General features: G+C 33.2%; 17 protein-coding genes. 2 read left to right on the plus strand and 15 right to left on the minus strand.

The genetic code is table 11. From position 1 onward, the window contains the following. Positions 1-177 precede the first annotated feature (177 nt). From IWX84_RS12195 to IWX84_RS12260, 15 genes are all read right to left on the minus strand, one after another. Positions 178-654 (minus strand): hypothetical protein, encoded by a 477-nt coding sequence (locus tag IWX84_RS12195; protein WP_196851038.1) that lies wholly within the window; start codon positions 652-654, stop codon positions 178-180. Between the two features lie 3 nt (positions 655-657). Further along, a complete protein-coding gene (locus IWX84_RS12200) occupies positions 658-1,329 on the minus strand; it encodes a peptidoglycan DD-metalloendopeptidase family protein (protein WP_196851039.1) in 672 nt (223 codons plus the stop codon). A gap of 165 nt (positions 1,330-1,494) precedes the next feature. After that, positions 1,495-1,788 carry a putative quinol monooxygenase gene (locus tag IWX84_RS12205; protein ID WP_196851040.1) on the minus strand — a complete coding sequence of 98 codons (294 nt, stop codon included), beginning with the start codon at positions 1,786-1,788 and terminating at the stop codon, positions 1,495-1,497. A gap of 1,005 nt (positions 1,789-2,793) precedes the next feature. Then, complete coding sequence (locus IWX84_RS15465) at positions 2,794-2,922, minus strand: hypothetical protein (protein ID WP_255549324.1); 129 nt, start codon at positions 2,920-2,922, stop codon at positions 2,794-2,796. Between the two features lie 109 nt (positions 2,923-3,031). Continuing rightward, positions 3,032-4,396, minus strand: coding sequence for an NAD-dependent succinate-semialdehyde dehydrogenase (locus IWX84_RS12210; protein WP_196851041.1), 1,365 nt, complete (start codon positions 4,394-4,396; stop codon positions 3,032-3,034). A 951-nt stretch (positions 4,397-5,347) separates the two neighbouring features. Next, positions 5,348-7,756 (minus strand): thiamine pyrophosphate-dependent enzyme, encoded by a 2,409-nt coding sequence (locus tag IWX84_RS12215; RefSeq protein ID WP_196851042.1) that lies wholly within the window; start codon positions 7,754-7,756, stop codon positions 5,348-5,350. 186 nt (positions 7,757-7,942) lie between these two features. Further along, a complete protein-coding gene (locus IWX84_RS12220; protein ID WP_196851112.1) occupies positions 7,943-10,690 on the minus strand; it encodes an aminopeptidase in 2,748 nt (915 codons plus the stop codon). Between the two features lie 190 nt (positions 10,691-10,880). Further along, a complete protein-coding gene (locus IWX84_RS12225; RefSeq protein ID WP_196851043.1) occupies positions 10,881-11,609 on the minus strand; it encodes a TIGR00730 family Rossman fold protein in 729 nt (242 codons plus the stop codon). A gap of 126 nt (positions 11,610-11,735) precedes the next feature. Next, a complete protein-coding gene (gene uvrA / locus IWX84_RS12230; protein ID WP_196851044.1) occupies positions 11,736-14,567 on the minus strand; it encodes an excinuclease ABC subunit UvrA in 2,832 nt (943 codons plus the stop codon). Positions 14,568-14,668: 101 nt separating this feature from the next. Beyond that, positions 14,669-15,622 (minus strand): Fic family protein, encoded by a 954-nt coding sequence (locus IWX84_RS12235; protein ID WP_196851045.1) that lies wholly within the window; start codon positions 15,620-15,622, stop codon positions 14,669-14,671. Positions 15,623-15,686: 64 nt separating this feature from the next. Beyond that, positions 15,687-17,471 carry a chloride channel protein gene (locus IWX84_RS12240; RefSeq protein WP_196851046.1) on the minus strand — a complete coding sequence of 595 codons (1,785 nt, stop codon included), beginning with the start codon at positions 17,469-17,471 and terminating at the stop codon, positions 15,687-15,689. Between the two features lie 42 nt (positions 17,472-17,513). Further along, the gene (locus IWX84_RS12245) at positions 17,514-18,209 is read right to left on the minus strand and encodes a DNA alkylation repair protein (RefSeq protein WP_209548849.1); all 696 of its coding nucleotides are present in this window, start codon (positions 18,207-18,209) and stop codon (positions 17,514-17,516) included. Next, positions 18,187-19,872, minus strand: coding sequence for a gamma-glutamyltransferase (ggt, locus tag IWX84_RS12250; RefSeq protein WP_196851048.1), 1,686 nt, complete (start codon positions 19,870-19,872; stop codon positions 18,187-18,189). The genes IWX84_RS12245 and ggt (IWX84_RS12250) overlap by 23 nt, the downstream gene beginning before the upstream one ends. A gap of 24 nt (positions 19,873-19,896) precedes the next feature. Then, positions 19,897-21,582, minus strand: a complete 1,686-nt coding sequence (gene ggt / locus IWX84_RS12255; RefSeq protein WP_196851049.1) for a gamma-glutamyltransferase — start codon at positions 21,580-21,582, stop codon at positions 19,897-19,899. Beyond that, complete coding sequence (locus IWX84_RS12260) at positions 21,579-22,163, minus strand: ACP phosphodiesterase (protein WP_196851050.1); 585 nt, start codon at positions 22,161-22,163, stop codon at positions 21,579-21,581. The genes ggt (IWX84_RS12255) and IWX84_RS12260 overlap by 4 nt, the downstream gene beginning before the upstream one ends. A 98-nt stretch (positions 22,164-22,261) precedes the next feature. Here IWX84_RS12260 and glmM point away from each other — a divergent pair, with 98 nt between their 5' ends. Beyond that, on the plus strand, positions 22,262-23,665 hold the full coding sequence (gene glmM / locus IWX84_RS12265) for a phosphoglucosamine mutase (protein ID WP_196851051.1): 1,404 nt from the start codon (positions 22,262-22,264) through the stop codon (positions 23,663-23,665). Between the two features lie 223 nt (positions 23,666-23,888). Further along, positions 23,889-25,739, plus strand: coding sequence for a T9SS type B sorting domain-containing protein (locus IWX84_RS12270; RefSeq protein WP_196851052.1), 1,851 nt, complete (start codon positions 23,889-23,891; stop codon positions 25,737-25,739). Positions 25,740-25,991: the final 252 nt, after the last annotated feature.

Here is a 25,991-nt window from a genome sequence, read left to right on the forward strand (position 1 = left end):
TGTCATCGAGAATGGCTTTTGTTTTTTGGTCACCTCAAAGGTAAACTTTGAGTTAAAAACTAGCCATTCTTTTTTAATCGTTTAGGACGCTATTGGTTTTTTACATACTATTCACTGAGAAATCAATATTATGGCTACTTAAATTACGGTGCTTATACTAAGGAATTTTATTTAAAGTTATTTGTTTTGAAAAGTGTCCACCCAATCAAGGGATTTAATCGAGGAAACTTTGTTTTCATCATTCATGGATACCCTTAGTTCTTTATTTGCAACCTTTTTTGTGTATAAAGCTTTATAACGAAAAACGGTTGTTTTTTCATAAATATTTTTATAAGCCTCCACTAATTGAAGGTCTTTAAAAGTTCCATAATATTGACGGAATTTGGTACATGTTTTTGTCAATTTTTCTTCCGTTGTGTTTTTAATTACGGATTGTGTTGCTTCACTTTCGTTAAAAGGTTTAAACTTGGAGGTGTTGCACGTCATTAAAACTCTTTTACCTAATTCATATGCTTTAGATTTTTGATTTTCATCTATTGCCGAAAGGGAAAGTTTAACGATTTTAACTTCTACAGGTTCTGGAGTATTTGTAACTTTTTTCGATTTACAACCAACAAGCAAAAGGATGGACAAAACAAGAATTAATTTTTTCATAATTTATTTAATTTTTAATAAGATATTTGGATCTGGACAGTTTTCTAAATAATAAGGGAGGTCATTTTTACTGCAAACTCCTGGATAATCGCCAAAATTATTGGATAAGTTTTTTATAATTTGAAAATGTAGATGAGGCGAGTAATCTCCATTTACCAATGCCGTTCCCAAAGTGGCTATTTGTTGACCTTTCTTATAAATATCTCCTTTTTGAATCTTGGAAATACTGTCTAAGGAAAGATGCCCATATAAGGTGTAAAAAACATGATTTTCAATTTTGTGTTCTAAAATAATAGTAGGTCCATAATCACCTAAACCGATATTATATTTGAAGCTATGAACTACACCATCTAGCGCGGCTAATACTGACGTTCCTGCTTTTATCCATAAATCTAGGCCAATATGAACATTGCGTTCATCAGTGTTTTGAACATTAAAAACAGTACTTCTTTTATATAAATTCCGTACTTCATTATAACCACCAAAAGCTACTTTCGCATGTTTTTCTGATAAATATTTTTCAATATATTCTTCAAAATCATTTGAATTGTCAATTTCTTGTTGTGAAAAAATAGCATTCGAAACTGATAAATCTAACGGAATGTATTTGTCATAGTCAATAGTTTCATCAATAACTTTTACATTTTGAATGTTTTCTAAGATAGTTTCAAGCATTTTTGTAATTTAATATTCTAATAAGGTCTAAATTTAAAATAAAAAATGCCAACATAAAAATTTTACGTTGGCAATGTAACTTTTAATTTTGAATTCAAAGTAAAAAGGTGCTATTCGCAAAAGAGTACTTTGTAATTTTTTAGAAAAAAATAAATAGCTTTTCGATTATTTTACGGCCAATAATTCTAAAAATTCAATAACAGGATCTTTGGATAGTAAGGTACCCGCATTTGCCATTAAAGCTTCTGCAATTTTACCTGCTAGATGCGCTTTTCTGCCAGCTTCAGTTTCAAATGTATCAAAAATTCCAAATGTGGAAGTTCCTATTTGCCAGCCATACCAGTTTACAGTGTCTGGTTCGTCTAAAACCAATGGTAATGCACTTTTTAAAAATGCAGCAACTTCATTTTCTTTTCCAGGTTTAGCTTCTAATCGTGCTAATAATGCATATTTTTCCATAATTTCTATTTTTGATTAAATTAATATTTTATTGATAAAGTATTGTTTTAAGAATTATAAAAAAATAACAATTCATTAAAATCAAAATTTGCTTGACTTTGAACAAGGTCTTTTCATTATTTGTAAAAGGCTTAAAAATTGCATATTGTCCAGTTTAAAGTAATAGCAAGTTTTTAAGTAACGGTTAGGAAAAGTTTATAACTATTTTTTTAAGCTCAAGATGATAATTTTGTATTGTATAAATTTGATTAATTCTACTTTTTTTAGAGTTCTTAAACGTCTAGATATATTATAATTAACGACACTATATAATTTAATACTTTTCTTATAATAGCCATTTGTGAAATAACTTATTTTGCAAATTTTTTCGCCTTTACCGAAAATTGTTTTATAATTTTTATAGACTTTAGATGGCCTAATTTTTTCATTGTCTTTATTGGAAGAATTTTCCTTAAGTTAAAGCGATTGGATTCTATTTTAGATAGGTGAAAATAAATTAAAAAAAAGCGTCTAGAAGTTGCAATATAATGAAGCTAACGACTTCTTTCTTTTATTTTTACTTTCAAAATTAAGCTTTGACAATCATTATACTGTTGTTATTACCTACAATTAAACCTAGAAATGCGGTGGGTAATTGGTCAAATCCATTCACAATTGTTCGCGTAAATTTTAGTTTTCCTTCTTTGACCCATGTGGATAACTGCTTCATCCCTTCAGGAAATCCATCAAACCAAAATAAGCAATTAAATCGGTCATGCCTAATATACTTAAGTAGTAACTCAACTCAGGAACATTTTTATCGACCTTTTGTATCATATCATCTTTTGACATAAAAGTTTCCTTCCATTGAAATCTCCCTACCACTGTATCACCTATTTTAAATTTATCTCATTTGCTCTCTATCACAATTGCAACTGCACGACCTTCCAGATGTTCAATTATTTTAAAAGGTTCAACATATTATTTGGCATTATTCATTCGACCACGCATATAAGGATCTACTAATTAACATTTTCCTTTTAATAATACTTCCCCAGCATCTTTTTTATTTAAGGTGGTATTTTCAATTTTAAAATTCTTAATTAAGACTGTTCCGTTAGGTCTTGCTTCCATAATAATTTGCCTTGTTGTCATATTTTTGTAATTTAAAATATTGTATAGATGAAACACGCATTTAATATAAACAGAAAAAATATCGCTCTATTTAAAAGTTATAAAACATATTTTAAATAGAGCAATCCTATTAGATTACTCTAATAAGTTTTTTATTTACAAACTCACTAATTCCTAGCTCAGATAATTCACGTCCGTACCCTGATCCTTTAGTTCCTCCAAAAGGTAAATCCGGTTGTGTTGAAGTAGGGTGATTGATGAAAATCATACCGCTATCAATCTTATCGGCTATTTTTACGGCTCGTTTTATATCTTTTGTATAAATAGATCCTCCTAAGCCAAAAGGCGAATCATTTGCAAGGTCTATTGCTTCTTCTTCATTTTCGACTTTATAGAATGAGGCTACGGGGCCAAACAATTCTTCTTGAAAAGTAGGCACTCCCCGTTTTAAATTAGTTAAAATTGTAGGTTGCATAAAGGCACCAGCATCAGAAGCCCTTTTACCACCCACTAAAATTTTCGCACCTGCTTTCTCAAATCTTTTAACCTGTTCCAATATATTTACTAAAGCTTCTTCGCTGCTAAGGGGTCCTACTTGTGTATTTGGATCCATTGGGTCTCCAACTTTAAGGGCAGCGACTTTTTTAGTAAATTTTTCTAAAAACTCATCGGCTATGGATGCTACTGCAATAAATCTTTTTGAAGCTATACAGCTTTGACCATTATTGTTCATTCTTCCTGCAATAGCCATTTCTACAGCGGTATCGATGTCAGCGTCTTCCAGTACAATAAAGGCATCGCTACCACCTAATTCAAGAACTGAGTTTTTTAAATGTTTTCCTGCAGCTTCAGCAATACTTGAACCGGCACCTTCGCTTCCAGTTAATGAAACTCCCTTGATTCTTTGATCACTTACTAATGCTGTACTTCGCTTTCCTGAAATCAATAAATTTATGTAAAGTCCTTCTGGAGCTTTAGCTTCTGTAAATAAATCTTCAATTGCAATAGCACATTGAGGCACTATAGATGCATGTTTTAATAAAATTGTATTTCCTACCATTATATTTGGAGCGGCAAATCGTACTACCTGATAAAATGGAAAGTTCCAAGGCATCACTCCAAATAAAACACCTATCGCGCTACTGCGAATAAACGCTTCGCCTGATTCAGGGTTTAATTTTTTATCGGCAAGAAATTCAGCACCATTATCTGCATAATAGTCCAATATATCTGCGCTTAAATCAATTTCCCATTCCGCTTGTGAAATAATTTTCCCCATTTCAAGAGTAATTAACTTGGCTAAGTCGCTTTTTCGTTTCCGCATTAGCGAGGCTACTTTACGTAATAGTTTAGCTCGATCTCCGTAAGAAGTTTTTTTCCATTCTTGAAAAGTGTTATTTGACTTTTGAAGTGCAGCTTCAATTTGCTCATCAGTCATTTCGTTGAATGATTTTACAACTTTGTTTGTTGCAGGATTTGTTGTTTGAATAGACATAAATTTATTTTTAATTTGTTAAAAAAGATTTAATCGTCCTTTTACTGAGATATAATAAGTAGAAACAGATACTGTGATTTGTAATAATTAGAAATACAGTATCTATTCCGAAGTTTTTAATCAGCTTTTTTACGGATTAAATTGAGTTCCATAAAATTAGCACTAAGTCCTTTCCTTTTTTCGTAATTAAATGTTAAAAGAAAAAAGCAGCAATATTAATTAATTCGCAAATTTTAACGAGTAATTATTTATTATTAAATCTCGAAAACGTCTATGTAATTACAAGATTGGTTTTCAGTTAATTAGCAATTTTAAGGTTTGCATTAAAACGTTAAAACGAAAGGTTGCGGTATGGAGTTTTGAGGCCGGTAACTTTTGTAAATCGTTATAAGAAATACATGATAAAACGTTATTTTTCTATTATTTATATGGACTTTAAAATAAAAATGAAAACACTATTACTTTTTCGTAAGCTCTTAACATAGTTCGTATTATTTTCTTTTAATGCTATTCCTTAGTTGGAATTAAAATAGCCAATAAATTCACTTTAGATTGGCTTTTTAGATTACTTCATTAAAAAATACTAGTGTTTTTTAATTGTAACAACGGTACTAAAATTATCAACATTTTTCCTCTTTAACTATTACCATGAGTAAGAAGAATATCAAAACAATCATTTTCCTTTATATATATATATATATATATATAGCCATGAGGACTTTATACCGGTTCTATATATTCAATAAAAACTTTAATCATTTTATTAGAATTATTTGTAGTTTCTATCTTTTTATAACAGTAAAAAAATCTATTTACTGATTTGAAATCTAGACTGTTGGTGGTTATTTTAGGTTGATGCTTGTAGCTATGTAACTTGGAAAAATAGTAGATTGATAGATAAAAAAAATCCCAACTTTATAAAAGTTGGGATTTAGAAAAATTTTATTTTCTTTAATATAAATTCGGATATTTAGTCGGATTTACCTCGTTCATCATAGCATAGACTTTTTCGAAAATGTCCTCAGTTGAAGGTTTAGAGAAATAATCACCATCTGTTCCATAAGCAGGTCTGTGTGCTTTTGAAGTTAAAGTTTGCGGTTTACTGTCTAAATAATTATAACCATCCTGTTGCTCGATAATTTGTTGCAAGATATAAGCTGAAGCTCCGCCTGGAACATCCTCGTCAATTACTAAGAGACGATTCGTTTTGATGATACTTTTCACTAAATCTTTATTAATATCAAATGGTAATAAAGACTGTAAATCTATAATCTCACAATCAATACCTACTTCAAGCAATTCTTTGGCCGCTTGTTGTACCAATCTCAAAGTGGAACCATACGAAACCAAGGTTATATCTGTTCCTTCTTTCAACGTTTCAACAACGCCAATTGGGGTTTTAAATTCACCATAGTTCAAAGGCATTTTTTCTTTTAATCGGTAGCCATTCAAACATTCGATCACTAAAGCTGGTTCGTCACATTCCAATAAAGAATTATAAAAACCTGCTGCTTGCGTCATGTTTCTAGGTACTAACACATGTATTCCTCTGATGGCGTTTATGATCATTCCCATAGGAGATCCAGAATGCCAGATTCCTTCTAAACGATGGCCACGTGTGCGTATAATTAGTGGAGCTTTTTGTTTTCCTACCGTACGATATCTTAAGGTGGCTAAATCATCACTCATGATTTGGATGGCATACAATAAATAATCTAAATATTGAATTTCAGCAATTGGGCGTAAGCCACGCAATGCCATTCCAATACCTTGACCAATAATGGTTGCTTCACGAATTCCTACATCGGCTACACGAAGTTCTCCGTATTTCTCTTGCATTCCTTCTAAACCTTGGTTTACATCACCAATATTTCCTGCATCTTCTCCAAAAATCAAAGTCTCAGGATATTTTGTAAAAATAGCATCAAAATTATCACGCAATATCATTCGTCCATCAGTGTCTTCTGTGGCATTTTCGGAATATTGGGGTAAAACTTTTTCAACTGAAAACACATTCAAATCAGTTTCAGAAAATAAGTTGCTACTAAAATTTTTCTGTGTTTTTTTAGTATACGCCGTTATCCATTGAGACAATTCCTCTTTTCCGTTTTCATTCATTACTAATCGTAATGTTTTTCTGGCTGCAACAAGAATCTCTTTTTTCAAAGGAGATTTATTGCTGCTTAATTCAGAAATGAAATTTAAGATTGTTTCTTTATTTTTGCTAGTTTCCGCTATTTTTTGTAGCAAAGAAATCAGTTCTTTTTGTTCTTCAATAATAGGATTCAAAAAGGCGCTCCAGGCCGCCTTTTTACCTTCCATTACTTGTTTTTTGGCTTCTTGGTCAATAGCTTCAATTTCTTCTGGAGAGGCAATATTAATAGCAATCATCCATAGTTTCATTTGGCGAAGACAATCAAAATCTCTTTCCCACGCTAATCGGGCTGCGTCTTTATATCTTTCATGAGAACCAGAACTAGAATGTCCTTGTGGTTGAGTGAGTTCATTTACATGAATTAAAACTGGAACGTGATTTTCTCTTGATATGAGAGCTGCTTTTTCATAAGTAGCTACTAGATCAACATAGTCCCAACCTTTTACTCGCAGTATTTCAAACCCGTTTGTATCTCCTTCTTTTTGGTATCCTTTTAAAATTTCAGAAATGTTTTCTTTAGTAGTTTGATGTTTTGCATGTACCGAAATACCGTATTCATCATCCCAAACACTCATAACCATAGGCACTTGTAAAACACCCGCAGCATTTATGGTCTCAAAAAATAAACCTTCAGATGTACTTGCATTTCCAATAGTTCCCCAGGCAATTTCATTACCTCCATTAGAGAAATTAGTTGCATTGGGTATTCCTGAAACCTGTCTGTATATCTTTGAAGCTTGTGCAAGTCCCAATAATCGAGGCATTTGCCCGGCAGTAGGAGATATATCAGCGCTTGAATTTTTTTGTTTCGTTAAATCTTTCCAAGATCCGTCTTCATTTAAACTGTGAGTGGCAAAGTGACCACCCATTTGTCTTCCTGCTGACATCGGTTCTTGTTCAATATCAGTGTGACCATACAATCCGGCAAAAAATTGTTGCACGGTTAATTCACCAATGGCCATCATAAAAGTTTGGTCGCGATAATATCCAGAGCGAAAATCACCGTCTTTGAAAGCTTTGGCCATTGCCAATTGTGGAACTTCTTTTCCGTCTCCAAAGATTCCGAATTTTGCTTTTCCAGTTAATACTTCCTTACGTCCTAATAGACTACATTCCCTGCTTATTGTGGCTATTCGATAGTCATTTAATACTTCGGTTTTGAAATCTTCAAATGTCAATGTAGAATTGATTTTTTCTTTTATCATAATTGAAAAGTATAACTTTGTGAGGCAAATTTAATTAAAAACTAGCTATTTTCATAATTCATTGAAAAAAATATAATTAAATTATTGCAATATATTTGGATAAAAAAGGGGCTCTTTTTTAATTATAAGTACTTAAATAACTATTTTTTTAGTAATAATGTAAATATAAATGGTATTTGTAATGAATTAAAACCATTTTCGATTAAAAATATTGATTAATGTTTTTGGTGATAAAGTAACTAAAAATCTTATTTTTTCATTATAATTATTTTGTCCTATTTCCCATCCATTATTAGAATATACAGGAAAAAACAATTCAAAATAATCGGTGACCAAGTTGAGACGAATACCAGAATCATAAACAAATTTGCCGTTCTGAAACTTATTTTTAACTACACCTACATCACCATAAATTTCAATCCAATTCCAGATATTAAAACTTCCGTTTACCGTTGTAATCCATTGATTGGCATATGGAGCAGCTAGTTTGGATTTGAATCCTCCTTCGGCTAATATGAATTGTTGACTAAAAAGACCTGCCTTTTCAGATCGGCCGTAATAATTGTAATCAAATAGATAATCCGTGGGTCTGTCAAGTGCAAAACTATAAAAATCAGAATCCGTTTTATTATACAAAAAACTACCGGCGTACATTCTCAAATTAATCTGAAGATTGTTTTCAAAAAGCTTTCTATATTCCAATTCGCCTGAAATTTTCCCAAATTCACTTGAGATTTGTAAATCAGAGGTGAAACCAAAATGATTAGTAACTTCCGTTTTTGAATTAAAATATTTTGCATCAAATACGGAATAATTTTCTTTTGAATTAGTAAGCAAAATGGAACTCTTTTCTTTATTTACGAGTACTTGTCGTAACAATATTGCTTGTTTTCTGTTGTCTCTAAAATTTTCTTCTCTGATTCTCAGTAGAACCATAGGATTTATCCTTAGGTAAGATGCATCAGGAGCGTAATGAAAATAGGAGCTTGACAGAGAATATCTCACGTTATAAAGTCTGCTATTTCTATAATTTTGATTGATTGCTAATGAACCCGATCCTGAAAAATTATTAGTTTTCGTTGAATAAGACGGATTAATGTCAAAAGTAAAAGGTTTATCCAGTATCGTTTTATTGTGTAATCGCAAACCGGGAGACAAACCATCATATAAATTATAAGATAAGGAAGGGACATACAAAATTTGATTGTAATAAGGATCTTCTAAATCCTTCATAAAATTAAATTTAATAGGACGATTGTTTGGGTAAAAGCTTTTTAATGATTTCCAGTTGTTTCTCAAATTGTACTCTGGAACTTCATTTTTATAGTTTAAAACGATTTTATCGACACTTTTTCTTTCAATTGTAAAACTGCTGTCTATTTCGGGAATATCAAGCCATTTCTTAAAAATAATTTCCCCTTTTTTGATACCGTAAACAGGAACTGGAACTAAAACACCTGTTTTACTTTTTACAGAAAAGGTTATACTGTCTTGAGTTCTTGAAACAGTAGAAAATTTGTAATCAATAATATCACGAGAGTTAATAATCGTTTTAAAAAACCAGTTGATATCTTTATTTGAATTGGATTTTAATATTGTTTCAAAATCATCTCTTGAAGTTTGTTTTTCCTTATTTTGAGTATAAAACTGACGAATACTACTGTTTACAATATTGTGGTCAAGATAATCGTCTAAATAGATAAGACTAAGTCCGGCCCGGTATTTACTGGCAATCTGTTCGTTGAATTTTATCAAGCTGTTTTTTGGATTTCCTAGTGGCTGATCTAAATTTTTTCGAGCCATTAGCATGTAAAAATAGCTGTATTGCTCGTTAAAATCTAAATTAGTCAAATTATAACTTTTCAATAATCTAAATTTAGAAACACTGCCAAACATCTTGGTATTTGGATAATTTTCATCAATGTATTTCATCATTGCATAGACTTGAATTCCATCATAAATCCAGTTGTCTTTTCTTGGATCTAAACGCAAACTGTTTTTTAAATAGGAATTCAGGTAGGTTTTTAAAAATTTGATTTCAAAAATAAATTCATCCGAAAATGGACTTAAAAAAGACGGCAACTGATTCAAACCGTAGAAAGGATTTCTTTCATAATCTGTTTGGGAAACAATTATTTTTTCATGTGGATATTTTCCAATCAGGTTATTGGCATAATTCATTACACGATCCACAATAATTGCTTTTTGAACGGCACTTACTTTATTTTCTTTAAGATTGGTCAGGACTTCAGTTGCACTGTTTTTATAAATGATGAAAGTAGATTTTGGTTCTATAAAAAGACTAAAATCTGTTCTGTTATTTCCAGATAGTTTATAGTTAGAAAAGACCTCATTTTTAGGGGTTAAACTATTATTTAAATCAGAAGTGATTTCTAAGTTTTTTGGAATTTTCAAGTCAATGTCAAAATCTGAAACGGCATTGGCAATATCATCTAAATTGTTATTGTTGTTCCGAATAAAATCATGGTTTTCATAGCGGGCAGGAGTAAGGAACCAGTTTTTTAGGTTCATTTCCCCGTCTTTACCGTAGCCATATTTTGTAAATTTATCACTGGGAATTTTAGTAATATAAGTAAGTTGTAAAATTACTTTCTGATTGGGAAGTAATTTTTCTTTTAATTTGACTACAATTAAATCCGGATTCTTCTCTGTTCGTTCCCAAGAAATTATCGACAGATTTGAATCTGATACGGTTAAATTTTTTGTACTCCCTCGTTCTTCTTCTTTCGCCAGATGAAAACCTCGGTAAAATTCATCAGAAAAACGTTTAGCTAATGGTGTATTTTTATTAGAATACCCATTGTTCCAATCATTCAAAACAATCGACGTCAAAGTGTCACTCGATTGGTTAAAAAAAGAGATTTCTTGTTGTATGTTCAGCGCTTTATCCTCTGAATTCAACTCGATAATCATCTTAGAATGATGTTGTCCATATTGTTTTATCGAACTCAATAAAACAAGATTAAAAAAGATGATTTTATAAAATAATTTCAAGTAGCCGTTTTAAAATTTTAAAAAAATAAAAGTACTTATTATTAGACACAAAATGAAAAAATGTCGATTCAAAATAAAATAAAAAAAGCTGCATAAAAGCAGCTTTTTCTTAAAAATTGGGAGTTAAATCGTATTTTTTATAAAACTTATCTAAAACTTCAACCACTTCATCTTCGGTATCAACAATTTTAAACAAATTCAAATCCTCCGCATGGACAGTGTGCTCTTTTTCTACCAAAACTGTTTTGATCCAATCAATTAATCCTGCCCAAAAGCTGGTACCAACTAATATTATCGGGAATCTGGCGATTTTTTTTGTCTGAATTAAAGTCATCGCTTCAAACAATTCGTCCATAGTTCCAAAACCTCCCGGCATCACAACAAATCCTTGCGAATATTTAACAAACATTACCTTTCGAACAAAGAAATAATCAAAATTCAAATTTTTGTCGCTGTCAATATAAGGGTTGTAATGTTGTTCAAATGGCAATTCAATATTAAGCCCCACAGAGGTTCCGCCACCTAAATGTGCACCTTTATTACCCGCTTCCATAATTCCAGGTCCTCCGCCAGTGATGACGCCATAGCCGGCTTTACTTATTTTATAGGCAATTTTCTCAGCCAGTAAATAATATTTATCCTCTGGTTTTGTTCTGGCAGATCCAAAAATAGTCACACACGGACCTATGCGCCCCATGCTTTCATAACCGTTGACAAACTCGGCCATGATTTTAAAAATTGCCCAACTATCATTGGTTCTAATCTCATTCCAAGTCTTTCTTTTCATCCGGTCTTGGATTACTTTATCCTCGTCATTGTCAAAATCTTCTAATCTCATCTTCTAAAATATAATTTAATATCAATTTTTTGGAGCTATTTCCAGCTATTCGCTTGTATCTTTTTACTTTTTAAAGAAAAAAAATAAAAAGGATATCGCTTCTATCTGGGCTAGGACTCCAATCGACTAAAGTAATTCTTTTTTCAAGAACTGCGCCGTATAGCTTTTTTTATTTTTTATAATTTCCTCAGGAGTTCCTTTCGCAATAAGTTGTCCGCCGCCTTTTCCGCCTTCAGGACCAATATCTATAATGTAATCTGCCAGTTTGATTACGTCCATATTATGTTCGATAATCAAGATCGTATTTCCTTTATTAACCAGTTTATTGATTACTTCCATCAACACTCTGATATCTTCAAAATGCAAGCCAGTTGTGGGTTCGTCGAGAATGTAAAAAGTGTTTCCAGTATCTTTTTTAGACAATTCACCTGCCAATTTGATGCGTTGTGCTTCTCCACCAGAAAGTGTCGTGCTTTGTTGTCCAAGAGTGATATATCCCAAACCAACATCCTGAATTGTTTTTACTTTTCTATAAATCTTAGGAATCATTTCAAAGAACGGAACCGCTTCATCTACGGTCATATTCAGCACATCCGAAATGGATTTTCCTTTGAATCGAATTTCCAAAGTTTCTCTGTTAAAACGTTTTCCTTGACAGGTTTCACATTCCACATAGACATCAGGCAAAAAGTTCATTTCAATCGTTCGTACTCCTGAACCTTCGCAGGTTTCACAACGTCCGCCTTTCACATTGAAACTAAAACGACCTGCTTTATATCCCCGAATCATACTTTCGGAAGTCATCGTAAACAGATTTCTTATTTCGGTAAACACTTCTGTATATGTTGCAGGATTCGAGCGTGGCGTTCTCCCAATTGGACTTTGGTCAATATCAATTACTTTGTCAATATGTTCTAGACCTTCAATTTTTTTATAAGGTTGTGGTTTTTTGACACCATTAAAATAATACGCATTCAAAATAGGGTAGAGCGTCTCATTAATCAAGGTAGATTTTCCGCTTCCCGAAACTCCGGTCACGCAAATCATTTTGCCCAAAGGCAATTCTATCGAAACGTTTTTCAGGTTATTTCCAGTTGCTCCAGTTAATTTTAAGAATTTTCCATTTCCCTCACGGCGTTTTGCTGGAACTTCGATTTTCATCTCGCCGTTCATGTACATTGCTGTGATGGTATGGTGTTTCAAGATTTCGGCAGGTGTTCCTTTACTGATGATTTCGCCGCCATATTTCCCAGCTTTTGGTCCAATATCAATCACATAATCCGCACGTTCAATCATGTCTTTATCGTGTTCCACCACAATAACGGAGTTCCCAATATCTCGTAATTGCTCCAAAGAATGAATAAGTTTATCATTGTCTCTTTGGTGTAAACCAATACTTGGTTCATCCAAAATATACAAAACACCAACCAACTGCGACCCGATTTGAGTGGCCAAGCGGATGCGTTGTGCTTCACCACCAGATAGCGATTTAGAACTTCGGCTTAAAGCCAAATAATCCAAACCAACATTCATCAAGAAATTCAGTCTATCCTTAATTTCTTTTATAACTTCAGTAGCGATACGTTTTTGTTTATCGGACAAATGGTTGTCTAAATCGTAAAACCACAACGTCAAATCCGAAATATCCATATCACACAATTCCGCAATATTTTTTTCGTTTATTTTAAAGAATAGTGCTTCTTTTTTCAAACGGGAACCTTCGCAAACCGGACATTTTATTTCGTCCATGAATTCCTTAGCCCAACGTTTTATGCTTGTTGAACCGCTTTCGTCATGTTGGTTTTTGATAAAATGAGAAATCCCTTCAAAATCAATTTTATATTCACGGGCAACTCCCAAATCTTTGGAATTGATTGTAAATTTTTCTTTTCCGCCATTCAAAATCATTTCCATGGCTTCCTCTGGAATAGTTGATACAGCATCTGTCAATTTGAAACCGTATTTTTCTCCTATAATTTCCAATTGCGTGAAAATCCAAGACGATTTGTATTCGCCCAAAGGAGCAAAACCGCCCGCTTTTATGGATAATTTTGGATTTGGAATAATCTTCTTTGGATTTATTTCATTTACTGTTCCTAAGCCGTTGCAATGATCGCAAGCGCCTTTTGGGGAATTGAAAGAAAATAAATTTGGTTCTGGATTTTGATAGGAGATTCCAGTTGATGGACACATCAAATTCCTGCTGAAAAACCGTACTTCATTAGAATCTTGGTCTAAAACCATCAAAACGTTTTCACCATGATGCATCGCTGTATTGATGCTATCGCTTAACCGTTTTTCATTTTCGGGAGTATCATCAATCACCATTCTGTCTACCACAATTTCTATATCGTGCGTTTTATAACGGTCTAATTTCATTCCTAATGTAATATCCAGTATATCACCATTCACTCGAACTTTAAGAAAACCTTGCTTCGCAATTTGCTGAAAAAGCTCGGCATAATGTCCTTTTCTAGCGCGAATAATTGGAGCTAATATATTGATACGTTTTCCGGTAAAATCATTAATAATCAAATCTTTGATTTGTTCATCATTATAACTAACCATCTTTTCGCCCGTATTATAGCTATACGCATCGGCACCTCGAGCATAAAGCAAGCGCAGAAAATCGTAAATTTCAGTTATGGTTCCTACAGTCGATCGGGGGCTTTTACTAGTCGTTTTTTGTTCGATGGCAATCACGGGAGAAAGTCCATCAATTTTATCCACATCGGGACGTTCTAAACCTCCTAGAAACTGTCTTGCATAAGCCGAAAATGTTTCTACGTATCGACGTTGCCCTTCGGCATAAATGGTATCGAAGGCTAATGATGATTTTCCTGATCCCGAAAGCCCAGTAATTACGACTAGTTTTTCTCGAGGAATGGAAACATCTATATTTTTAAGATTGTGAACACGAGCGCCTTGAACTTCAATGGTATTGTCTTTGTCTAGCATAATTTTTGCAAAAAAGCAAAGTTACCATTTTGATTTATTCTTTCGATAGAACAGTATAGAAGTTTATGTTAAATTAGAATATAAAAAAACGCTAACATAAGCTAGCGTTTTCTCTTTCTTGTTGCCATATATTCCTCAATGGCTTCTCTAGTGGTAAGCCAATTACGACCTTCTTTATAGGCATCAATTTTTCCTGTTCTAGCTAGTAAACTAATATATTCTTGACCATAAGGCATATTAGGTTCTTGCACCAGATTTGAAATTTCAACATATTCTTTTTCATTACCTGGTAAAGCATTGATGTAAATATTTAAAGTACGTTCCAATGATTGACACATTAATAGGGTCAATTTTTGATAATTACCGCCATTCGCTTGATTGAGCGCTTCATAGTATTTCTTTCTATCATTTTTTAAGATGATTGCAGGCGGAAAGCCACTTCGCATCAATAATAGATTCATTGCCAGACGAACTGTGCACCCATTTCCATCAAAAAAAGGATGTATCCAAACTAATTTATGATGAAATACAGTTGCTAATTCTATATCATTAAGTTGCAATGGATTTGTATTTATAAAATCAATCAACTCATCAAGTAAATCCGAAACTCTATTAGCATTTGGTGGCATAAAATTAGCACCTGTAATGCGAACTCCTCCGTTGCGGATTCGTCCTACAAAATCATCTTCGATAGAGCGTAAAACTAATCCGTGTAATGATAAAATGTCTATGCTTCGCAAATTATAATTATCATTTACTATGGAATATAAATAGTCAATGGCTTTATCATGATTGTGAGTTTCAAAATGCTCCCGAAGTGACTTTCCTTTTATGGTAATACCCTCTTGAATGACCATCTGTGTTTCTCGTAAACTCATGGTATTTCCTTCAATACTATTAGAATTGTAGGTCCACTCGATGGATAAACTTTCTTTAATTTTATGCAAAGCGATGTTTGGCAAAGGTCTGCTGGATTGCAAAATTTGCTTTTTTTCATACAATCTGTCAAAGGTTGATTGAAATTCTGGTCGATATGTTAAGTCAATATTCCACATATTAACAACAAATATACTTCTTAATATCGGATATCCAAGAATTAAAATCTATCCGATATTAAATTTATTCTATTGTCATCGATTTTAGTTTGGTTCTATAGGCTTCCAACGCAAATGATTTGGATATAAATCCAAAATATTTTCCGTCTTTTATTACGGGAAGAAAAGCGACTTTAGAACTTTCAAATTTATTCATTACTATTTCCATACTGTCATTTGGATAAATGATTTCAATAGGTTCGGTCATGATTTCTTTTACCAAAGTATATTTTACGCGATACTGATTAAAGATAATTTCTCGGATGGTATTAAAATGGACAATACCAACCATTTTCTTTTCTTTATCGACTACAGCAAAAATTACTTGATTCGAGTGTGAAATTAAATCGACTAATCGTTCTAAATTTTCATCAGTGGAAACGGTTAAATAGTCTGTTTGAATTATTGAATTAGTGTCTAATGTAGCAAGTATATTTGTGTCTTTGTTGCTCGTAAAAGCATGCCCTTTTTGTACTAAACTTTTTGCATCCATCGAATGTTTTTCAAAACGTTTTGAAATGGCAAAACTGATAGAAGCGACAATCATAAGCGGAATCATTAAGTTGTAACCTCCCGTGATTTCTGCGATTAAGAAAATTGCGGTTAATGGGGCATGAAATAATCCACTTAAAATTCCAGCCATTCCAACCATCGTAAAATTGCTAATGGGCAGATTAGTGAGTCCTGTTAAATTTAGAAATTTAGAAAAGAAAAAACCCACATACGAGCCCAAAAATAGGGAAGGAGCGAAGTTACCTCCATTTCCTCCTGAACCTAAAGTAATCCCTGTAGCAAAAACTTTCATCATCATCGTCAAACCAACAAATGCTAAAAGAGCCCAACTGTTATTTCTAAAACTACTAAAAAGAGTGTTTTGCATTAATTGTCCTGGGTCATTTTCAGATAATGTTTTAATACTTTCATATCCTTCACCAAAAAGTGAAGGAAAGATAAAAATAATAATTGCTAAAATAGAAGCGCCGAAAAGTGCTTTCTTATATGGGTTGAGTTTTAGTGTAGCAAAATAATGTTCGGTTTTATTAAAATTTCTTGAATAATAAATAGAAATGAATCCGGTAAATAATCCCAAAAGGATGTAATAAATTATATTGTGATAATCAAAAGTTTGTTGCTGTTTGAAGGATAACAAGATATTCTCATCTAACACAATTACCGATACTAATGCACCTGTGGCTGCGGCAATCATAATGGGAGTAAATGCAGAAATACTCACATCAACCAATAAAACTTCAACGGCAAATAATACTCCTGCAATGGGGGCATTAAAAGCAGCAGCTATTCCAGCTGCGACTCCACAGCCTATTAATAAAGTCCTATCCTTATAACTTAATTTATATCGTTGAGCATAATTTGAACCAAAAGCTGCTCCTGTAATTACAATGGGGCTTTCTAAACCAGCAGATCCACCTAAACCAACGGTAAGGGAACTAGTAATGATTTGGGCATACATTTGCTTTGTTGGAATAATACTTGCTTTTTTCGCTACAGCATATAAAATCTGTGAAGTTCCTTTTTCAATTGTACCACCCAGAACTCTATTGATTACAAATACCGTAAGCAAAATCCCTACTATTGGTAGAACACTGTTAATAAAGCTTAATTTTAGAGTACCATTTATATATGTGGCAAATGAAAAAACCCAGTGTGCAAAGGTTTTTAAAACAATTACAGCAAATGCCGAAGTGATTCCAACTAATATACTGGATAAGAAAATGAATTGTTTTTCTGTTAATATCGATTGCGACCATGCAATTATGTTTTCTAACTTGAAAAGATATTTTTTGAACATTATGATTTTTTAGAAGAGCGCTAAATTACAATTATTTTGAACTCAATTAATATTTTTTAAAGCTTCTTTTGTACTCAACGGCATTAAATTATTATTGATCACAAATTTTTTTACTGCTTCAGGGTTTGTTTTTGCATATTCTCGCAAAGCCCATCCAATTGCCTTTTGAATAAAAAATTCTTTTGAAGTTTTATGTCTCTCTGCTTCCCTTTTCAGTAATTCAAAATTAGTTTTTTCCTTATAATTCAATTGAAATAAAATGGCACTTCTATTGAACCACATATTGTCAGAACTGGAAAAGCGTTGTAATACATTTTCGGTTTCCAATGGGAATTCGAGTAAATATTCTCCTAAAATGTATTTTGAAGTAGTATCAACACTGTCCCACCAAGAATTTGAAGAAATTAATTTTTCAATGAGTTGAATATCTTCTATCTTGTAATTTCCTTTAAGCTCTTTTATCAAAATTTCAATTGCGCAATAATGAAATTCTCGTTGTTGTTTCAAATACATTTCTAAAGCAGTTGCTCTTGCATTTTTAGTAACTTCAGCTTTGTTTTCTTTCCAAATTTCCTTTAAAATACGTCTTCGTTCCTCAGTTTTTATTCCAAAAAAGGGAAAGTTATTTTTCATGTATTTCGCCATTGCAAAAGCATTTTCGGGATTGCTATTTTCATGAAAAGCTGATTCTAATGTTTTTATAAAATTCATAATTCTAAAATCCAATGGCTTTGTCATCCCCTCTAAAATCGGCTCCTCCTTCTAAAGTTTTATTTGGCAGGACTAAAATAGCATCAACTTTACCAATAACTGGCGTTGTCTTTTCATTGATTAAATACCCTTTTGATTTTAAGGTTTCAAAGGTTTTAGTGTCAAAAGTATTGGGTTCAAATGTGATTAAATCCGGCAACCATTGATGGTGAAATCTTGGGGCATTTACTGCTTCCTGCATACTCAAACTATATTCGTTAACATTTAATATCGTTTGTAATACCGATGTGATAATGGTAGATCCACCTGGCGAGCCCACGGTCATAAATAATTTTCCATTTTTTTCTACAATGGTTGGGGTCATAGAACTCAACATTCTTTTTTGTGGAGCGATGCTATTGGCTTCATTTCCTACTAACCCAAACATATTAGGTTCCCCCGGTTTAGCACTAAAATCATCCATTTCATTGTTTAATAAAAATCCCAATTCATCACAATAATATTTCGAACCATAGCCGGCATTAAGCGTTGTTGTTGCTGCAATTGCATTACCAAATTGGTCAATTATCGAATAATGTGTGGTTTCTAAACTTTCATTATAATTTACCTTACCTTCTTTTATATCAGAAGAGAGCGTTGCTTTATCAAAACTAAAATTTGACATTCTTTGCTTCAAATATGTTTCATCCATTAATGCTTTTAAGGGGATTTTTACAAAATCAGGATCTCCTAAAAAGTAACTTCTATCGGCGTAGGCTCTTCGTTCCGCTTCCACAATAACTTGGATTGCCTGAGTTGAGTTATGTCCCATTTTTGATAAATCGTAAGGTTCAATCATATTAAATATTTGGGCAAGACATATTCCGCCACTGCTGGGCGGAGGCATCGAAATGATATTTAAATCTTTATATTTAAAAGTAAGTGGTGTTCTCCATTTAGCTTCATATTGAGCCAAATCTTCCATGGTAATTATGGCTCCTTTTTCCTGCAGATAATGCACTAAAGTTTTGGCTGTTTCACCTTTGTAAAACTCATCTCTACCATTTTTTGAAATTCGTCTTAAGGTGGCTGCTAATGCCGGATATTTTATAGTATCATTTTCTTTATAGACTTTTGAAAGTACTGAATTGGGACCATTAATGTTACTCAATTCCTGTCGATATTCATTAAGTCTCTGCTCTTGTTTATGGGTAACCACAACGCCATTTTCTGCTAATTCAATAACCGGTTTTAGTATTTCATCGATAGGTAAAGAACCTAATTTTTTATGTACTGCAAAAATACCTGCTATGGTTCCCGGTATCCCAATTGCCAATGGAGATTTTGTACTTTTACCAGGAATGATATTTCCTTTTTCATCCAAAAACATATCTTTCGTAGCAGCTAACGGTGCCTTTTCACGGTAATCTAAAGAACCTAATTCGCCATTTGCTTTTCGATACACCATAAAACCACCACCTCCAAGATTTCCTGCAAAAGGATAAGCAACTGCCAGAGCTAATTCAGTCGCAACCATGGCATCAAAAGCGTTTCCTCCTTTTTTCATGATTTCTACACCAATTTTTGAAGCTTCTTCTCGCGCTGAAACAACCATTGCTTTATTAGCGACTAATCCAGTGGGTTTTACCATTACATTTTGAGTTTTACAACTGATACAAAAAATGCTCAATGCAATTATAATTTTTTTCATTCTGATAGTATAAAATATGTTTTTTTAAAACCCAACTGCTTTGTTATCCCCTCTTTTATCTGCTCCGCCTTCAAGTTTTCCATTTGGTAAAACCAAAACTGCATCGACTTCTCCAATTATTTCTTTATTTTTTTCATTGATAAGGTACCCTTTTTTCTTCAAATTGTTCAATAATTCCTTATCGAAAGAATTGGGTTCAAATGTAATGTCATCGGGTAACCACTGGTGATGAAAACGAGGAGCATTTACCGCTTCCTGCATACTCATGCTAAATTCGTAAACATTCAATATGGTTTGTAAAACTGAGGTAATAATGGTTGAACCTCCTGGAGTTCCTACTACCATAAATAGTTTTCCTTCTTTCTCCACAATTGTTGGTGACATAGAGCTCAACATTCTTTTTTGGGGAGCGATGCTGTTGGCTTCAGTTCCCGTAAGTCCATATAAATTTGGAACTCCCGGCTTAGCGCTAAAATCATCCATTTGATTGTTTAAGAAGAAACCCAGTTCATCACAGTATATTTTGGAACCATAATTATCGTTTAAGGTTGTTGTCACAGAAACGGCATTTCCTTTAGCGTCCACAATCGAATAGTGAGTAGTTTGTTTGCTCTCATATCCTTTGATTTCTCCATTGGCAATATCAGAAGATTTTGATGCTTTGTCAAATGAAAAATCCTTCATTCTCTTTTCTAAATAGGATGGATCTACTAATTCATTCATTGGAAGTTTTACAAAATCGGGATCTCCCAAGAAATAATTTCTATCGGCATAGGCTCTGCGTTCCGCTTCTGTAATTACCTGAATTGTTTTTTGGCTGTTATGACCCATTTGAGCAAGATTATAAGGCTCAATCATTTTCATGATTTGATTCAAGCAAATGCCACCACTACTTGGAGGAGACATCGAAGTGATTTTTAAACCTTTATATTGAAAGGTAATTGGAGCTCTCCATTTTGCTTGGTATTTTTTTAAATCTTCCAATGTTACATTTCCGCCTTTTTTGTTAAGGAAAGCAACTAATTTTTGAGCAGTTTCTCCATTATAAAATTCGTCCCGACCGTTTTTAGCGATTCTTTTTAATGTTTCTGCCAATGCAGTGTATTTTATGGTATCGCCAACTTTATATCCTTTCGAAAATAAACTATTACGGCCATTAGCTTTGATAAAAGAAGCTTTATAGTCGGCCAAACTTTGTGCTTGATATTCGGTCACAATAACCCCTTTTTCTGCTAATTCGATTACCGGTTTTAAAATTTCGCTAATAGGTAAAGAACCATATTTTCTGTGTACTTCAAATATTCCGGCTATCGTACCAGGAATTCCTGAAGCCAGTGCTGTTTCTGTACTTTTCCCTTCAATTACATTTCCATTTTTGTCCAGAAACATATCTTTACTGGCTGCTAATGGCGCTTTTTCTCTGTAATCTAATGCTCCAGTTTCTCCATTTTCTTTTCTAAAAACCATAAAACCACCACCGCCAATATTTCCTGCCTGAGGATGGGAAACTGCCAAAGCCAGTTCTGTTGCAACCATAGCATCAAAAGCGTTCCCGCCTTTTTTCATGATTTCAACTCCAATTTGTGAAGCTTCTTCCCGTGCCGAAACCACCATAGCTTTTGAGGTCACTAAACCAGTGGGCACAACCATTTTTTCATTCGATTTGCAACTTAAAACAGCAAAGGCAAGCAGAAAGATTATTTTTTTCATAAAGTCATTATTTTATCATTCGAAAATAGTATTAATTCTTTAAAGAATTCAGTAAACTCTTTTTCAAAATCTGCATAATACTCTTTTAGCTCAGCTGATGCAAAGCGCATTTTTGATTCATTTTTGGTTCGGCTATCCATTTGGGTCAATATTTTGTCAATTCCGTCGATGGTTTGATAACTTTCGAGCCAATTGTATTTAATCATATAAGGCATCATTCCAAGGGTTCGTTCGGTTAAAATGGCTGTATTATCCAGTAAAGACTGATAGAAATTAGCGACATATGTGTCCAGATTTTCATCCGAATAATTAACCCAATTTTTTGCCAAAAAATGGTCATAAAAAACATCTACAATCACACCGGCATAATGATGATAGTTTTCGTGTAATCGTTTGGTACTTTTTCTAAAAATAGGATGGGCATCTGTAAAAGTGTCTATGGAACGATGAAGCACAATTCCTTTTTGGACATCCAATGGAAAACTTTCAAAATGTTTCCCCCGAATCCCATCGGCCATAAAATTGCCTATTTTGATTAAATCATTGTCGCCCGAGAGATAGATGTGTGCTAAGAAGTTCATTCGCCTAAATTATGAATTCTAAATGACTTTTTTAAACTGTCAATTATTATATTTGTGGGAAATTTAAAATAAATTACTCAAAATTTAAAAATATAAGAATGACTTTAATAAAATCGATATCAGGAATACGTGGAACAATAGGAGGGAAAGTAGGAGATAACCTTACGCCGGTTGATGCAGTAAAATTTGCCTCAGCTTATGGGACATGGTTAAAAAACTATCAAGATTCCTCAATTCTTCGGGATGACAAGTTAAAGGTAGTAGTGGGTCGTGATGCTCGTATTTCAGGACCGATGATTCATAATTTGGTGATAAACACATTGATTGGTTTAGGCATTGATGTAATTGATTTAGGATTGTCAACGACACCAACGGTTGAAGTTGCCGTTCCATTGGAGAAAGCAGATGGAGGAATTATCCTTACCGCATCTCATAATCCAAAGCAATGGAATGCTTTAAAGTTATTAAATGAAAAAGGCGAGTTTCTAAATGGTGCCGAAGGAGAAAAAATCCTTGCTATCGCTGAAGCCGAAGCATTTCATTTCTCGGATGTGGACAGTTTAGGTGAAATTATTGAGAATGACGCTTATATGGACATTCATATTGATGAAGTATTGAATTTGCCACTAGTTGATGTTGAAGCTGTAAAAGCGGCTAAGTTTAAAGTGGTTGTTGATGGAGTAAATTCTTCTGGAGGAATTATTATTCCAAAATTATTGGAGTTAATGGGAGTTGAAGTAGTAAAATTATACTGTGAACCAAACGGTCATTTTCCTCATAATCCGGAACCATTAAAAGAACACTTGACTGATATTTCTGAATTGGTAGTTAAGGAAAAAGCGGATTTAGGAGTTGTAGTTGATCCTGATGTAGATCGTTTGGCTTTCATTTGTGAAGACGGAGAAATGTTTGGAGAAGAATATACTTTAGTGGCCTGCGCCGACTATGTGTTGAGTAAAACCCCTGGAAATACGGTTTCTAATATGTCTTCCTCTCGTGCGTTGCGAGATGTAACTAACAAACATAACGGAAGCTACGAAGCCAGTGCCGTGGGCGAGGTGAATGTGGTGGATTTAATGAAAAAAAATAATGCAGTTATAGGTGGAGAAGGAAATGGCGGAATCATTTATCCAGAGTCGCATTATGGTCGTGATAGTTTAGTGGGAGTGGCGCTATTCTTGACGCATTTGGCAAACAAAAAAATGACAGTTTCTGCATTACGTGCTTCGTATCCTGAGTATTACATGAGCAAAAACAAAATAGAATTGACACCACAAATCGATGTCGATGCGATTCTTGTTGCCATGACAGAGAAATACAAAAACGAAGATATTACCACCATTGACGGGGTAAAAATCGACTTTGCTGAAAATTGGGTACATCTAAGAAAATCAAATACCGAACCAATTATCCGTATTTATACCGAAGCCGCTTCACAAGCGCAGGCGGATAAATTGGCTTTAAGAATTATTGATGAAATTAAGATGATTGCAGGTATTTAACTTTTATAAATCTAAAAAGCCGTTTTAGAATAAAATCTAAAACGACTTTTTATTTGGTATTGATTTTAATTATGTATTTTCTGATAATTTTTTTGTGTAAGAACCTGAAAATGAGTTTTTAAATAAAAATTTGGAGTATTATTGTAATCTCAAATGTTTGTAATTAGTAAAAAAAGTCTATAAAAAAACTATTAACAATTTTTTCACCTTATTTGAAACTGTTATGGAAAAAAAAACGATTCTTTTATTAATAATTTTTCTAATTTCAAATGTTGTTTCTTCACAAAATACAGGTTACAATCTAGATTTTGAAACAGGAACTTTTATTGGTTGGCAAGCAGGAAAAGGAAGATGTTGTCCAGTAGTAATCAAAAATTCAGGAATTGTTAAAGGTAGGCATACCATTATGTCAGGAAACGGCGTGGATCTAAAAACCTGCAAGAAATTATCTGTTGTTGCTCCTGGAGGTTCGTATTCTGCACGATTAGGCAATGACAGCTCAGGCGGTGAAGCCGAAACACTCTCATATACTTTAACCATTACGCCAGAAAATTCTTTGTTTATTTATAAATATGCTGTGGTGTTGCAAGATCCAGGTCATGAACCCGCAGAACAACCCTATTTTCGTGTAAATGTTTATAATGAAAATAGAGAGCTCATAGATCCCACTTGCGGTGCTTATAATGTTGTTGCAACAATTGACCTTCCCGGATTTCAAACTTGCGAAGAATTTAATGTTGTGTACAAAGATTGGACGACAGTTGGGTTGGATTTAAGCCCTTATATAGGCCAGAAGATTACCGTAGAATTCGAGACCAGTGATTGCTCAATAGGAGGACATTTTGGCTATGCATATATTGACGCTTTTTATTCATCACTTACAATAGGTTCTTCCTATTGTACTGATGCGAATGCTGTTACTCTTTCAGCTCCCATCGGTTTTTCATACTTGTGGGAAACGGGTCAAACCACCCAAAATATAAAAATAAATAACCCTATTGACGGAAAAAAATACGGTTGTGAATTGACCTCTGCGACAGGATGTAAAGTAGCTATTTCAACAGTTGTAAATCTTCAAGATCCTATCGTTAATTTTGAAGTCTATAATGTTTGCGATAAAAAAGAGGTGATTTTTAAAAACACTTCATTAAATTCAGCTTCTACATTAAATACATATAAGTGGGATTTTGGAGATGGTACAACTTCCAAGGTTGAAAATCCTACCCATATTTTTCCTGCTCCAGGAAATTACAATGTCACATTTGAATTTGTAAATATTTTAGGTTGCAAATTTAGTAAAACGCAAAATGTAACAATAAATCTAGCACCAGAACCTACTTTGACAGACGGGGTTATTTGTTTTGATTCTTTAGGTAATTTGGCGAAAGGTTTTACTTTGAATAGTGGATTATCATCTGGAGATAATGAATATAAATGGTTTCTGAATAGTGAATTAATTAATGATGCTACTAAAAGCACCTACACGGCAGTTGAGAAGGGAAATTATTCTGTGTTGATTACGGATATGCAAACGAGTTGCTCCAGTCAGGCTTTTGCAACGGTAGTATCATCGCAAATGGCGAGTGATGTTATTGTAAACTTAAGTAAATATTTTGCAGACACTAATTTTTTAAACGTGGATGTTGTTGGCGGATCAGGACCATTTCTTTTTAAATTAGATGATTATGGATTTCAACAATCTAATTTTTATAGTGGGTTGTCGATTGGAGATCATTTTATCACGGTAAAGGACAGTGTCAATTGTACATTAATATCTAAACAATTTACCATTTTTGGATTTCCAAAATTTTTCACCCCAAATAATGATGGTTTTAATGATTATTGGAATATTCCAAATTACAAAAAATTATTCCAAGCGCAGATTTATATTTTTGACCGATATGGTAAATTCATAAAAGAAATAGCTCCTTCGGGACTGGGCTGGGATGGAACTCATCTCGGTAATTTGATGCCAGCAGCAGATTATTGGTTTACTTTGAATTATAAAGAAGAGGATCAAATAGGTAATTTAGAATCAAAAACATTTAGGTCTCATTTCTCTCTAAAACGATAATTTCACACCAAAGTCTTTTTGCAACTGAAGTTAATGTTTTTATTGTGCAAATCATTGAAGAAATAAAAGCGGTCGCGGGAATCTAAAACTGCAATTTTTAAAATATAAAAACCCCTTTCAATCTTAATTTTGAAAGGGTTTGTCTTTAATACTGGGCAATATTCTGGAATATTTAGTATAATTTGTTGACTTCTACTAATTGTAATGTAAACTACATTACAGGTTTATAACTTCCTATATACTCATAATGCA

The organism is Flavobacterium sp. CG_9.10 (assembly GCF_015752245.1).
In the GTDB taxonomy this organism is placed as follows: domain Bacteria; phylum Bacteroidota; class Bacteroidia; order Flavobacteriales; family Flavobacteriaceae; genus Flavobacterium.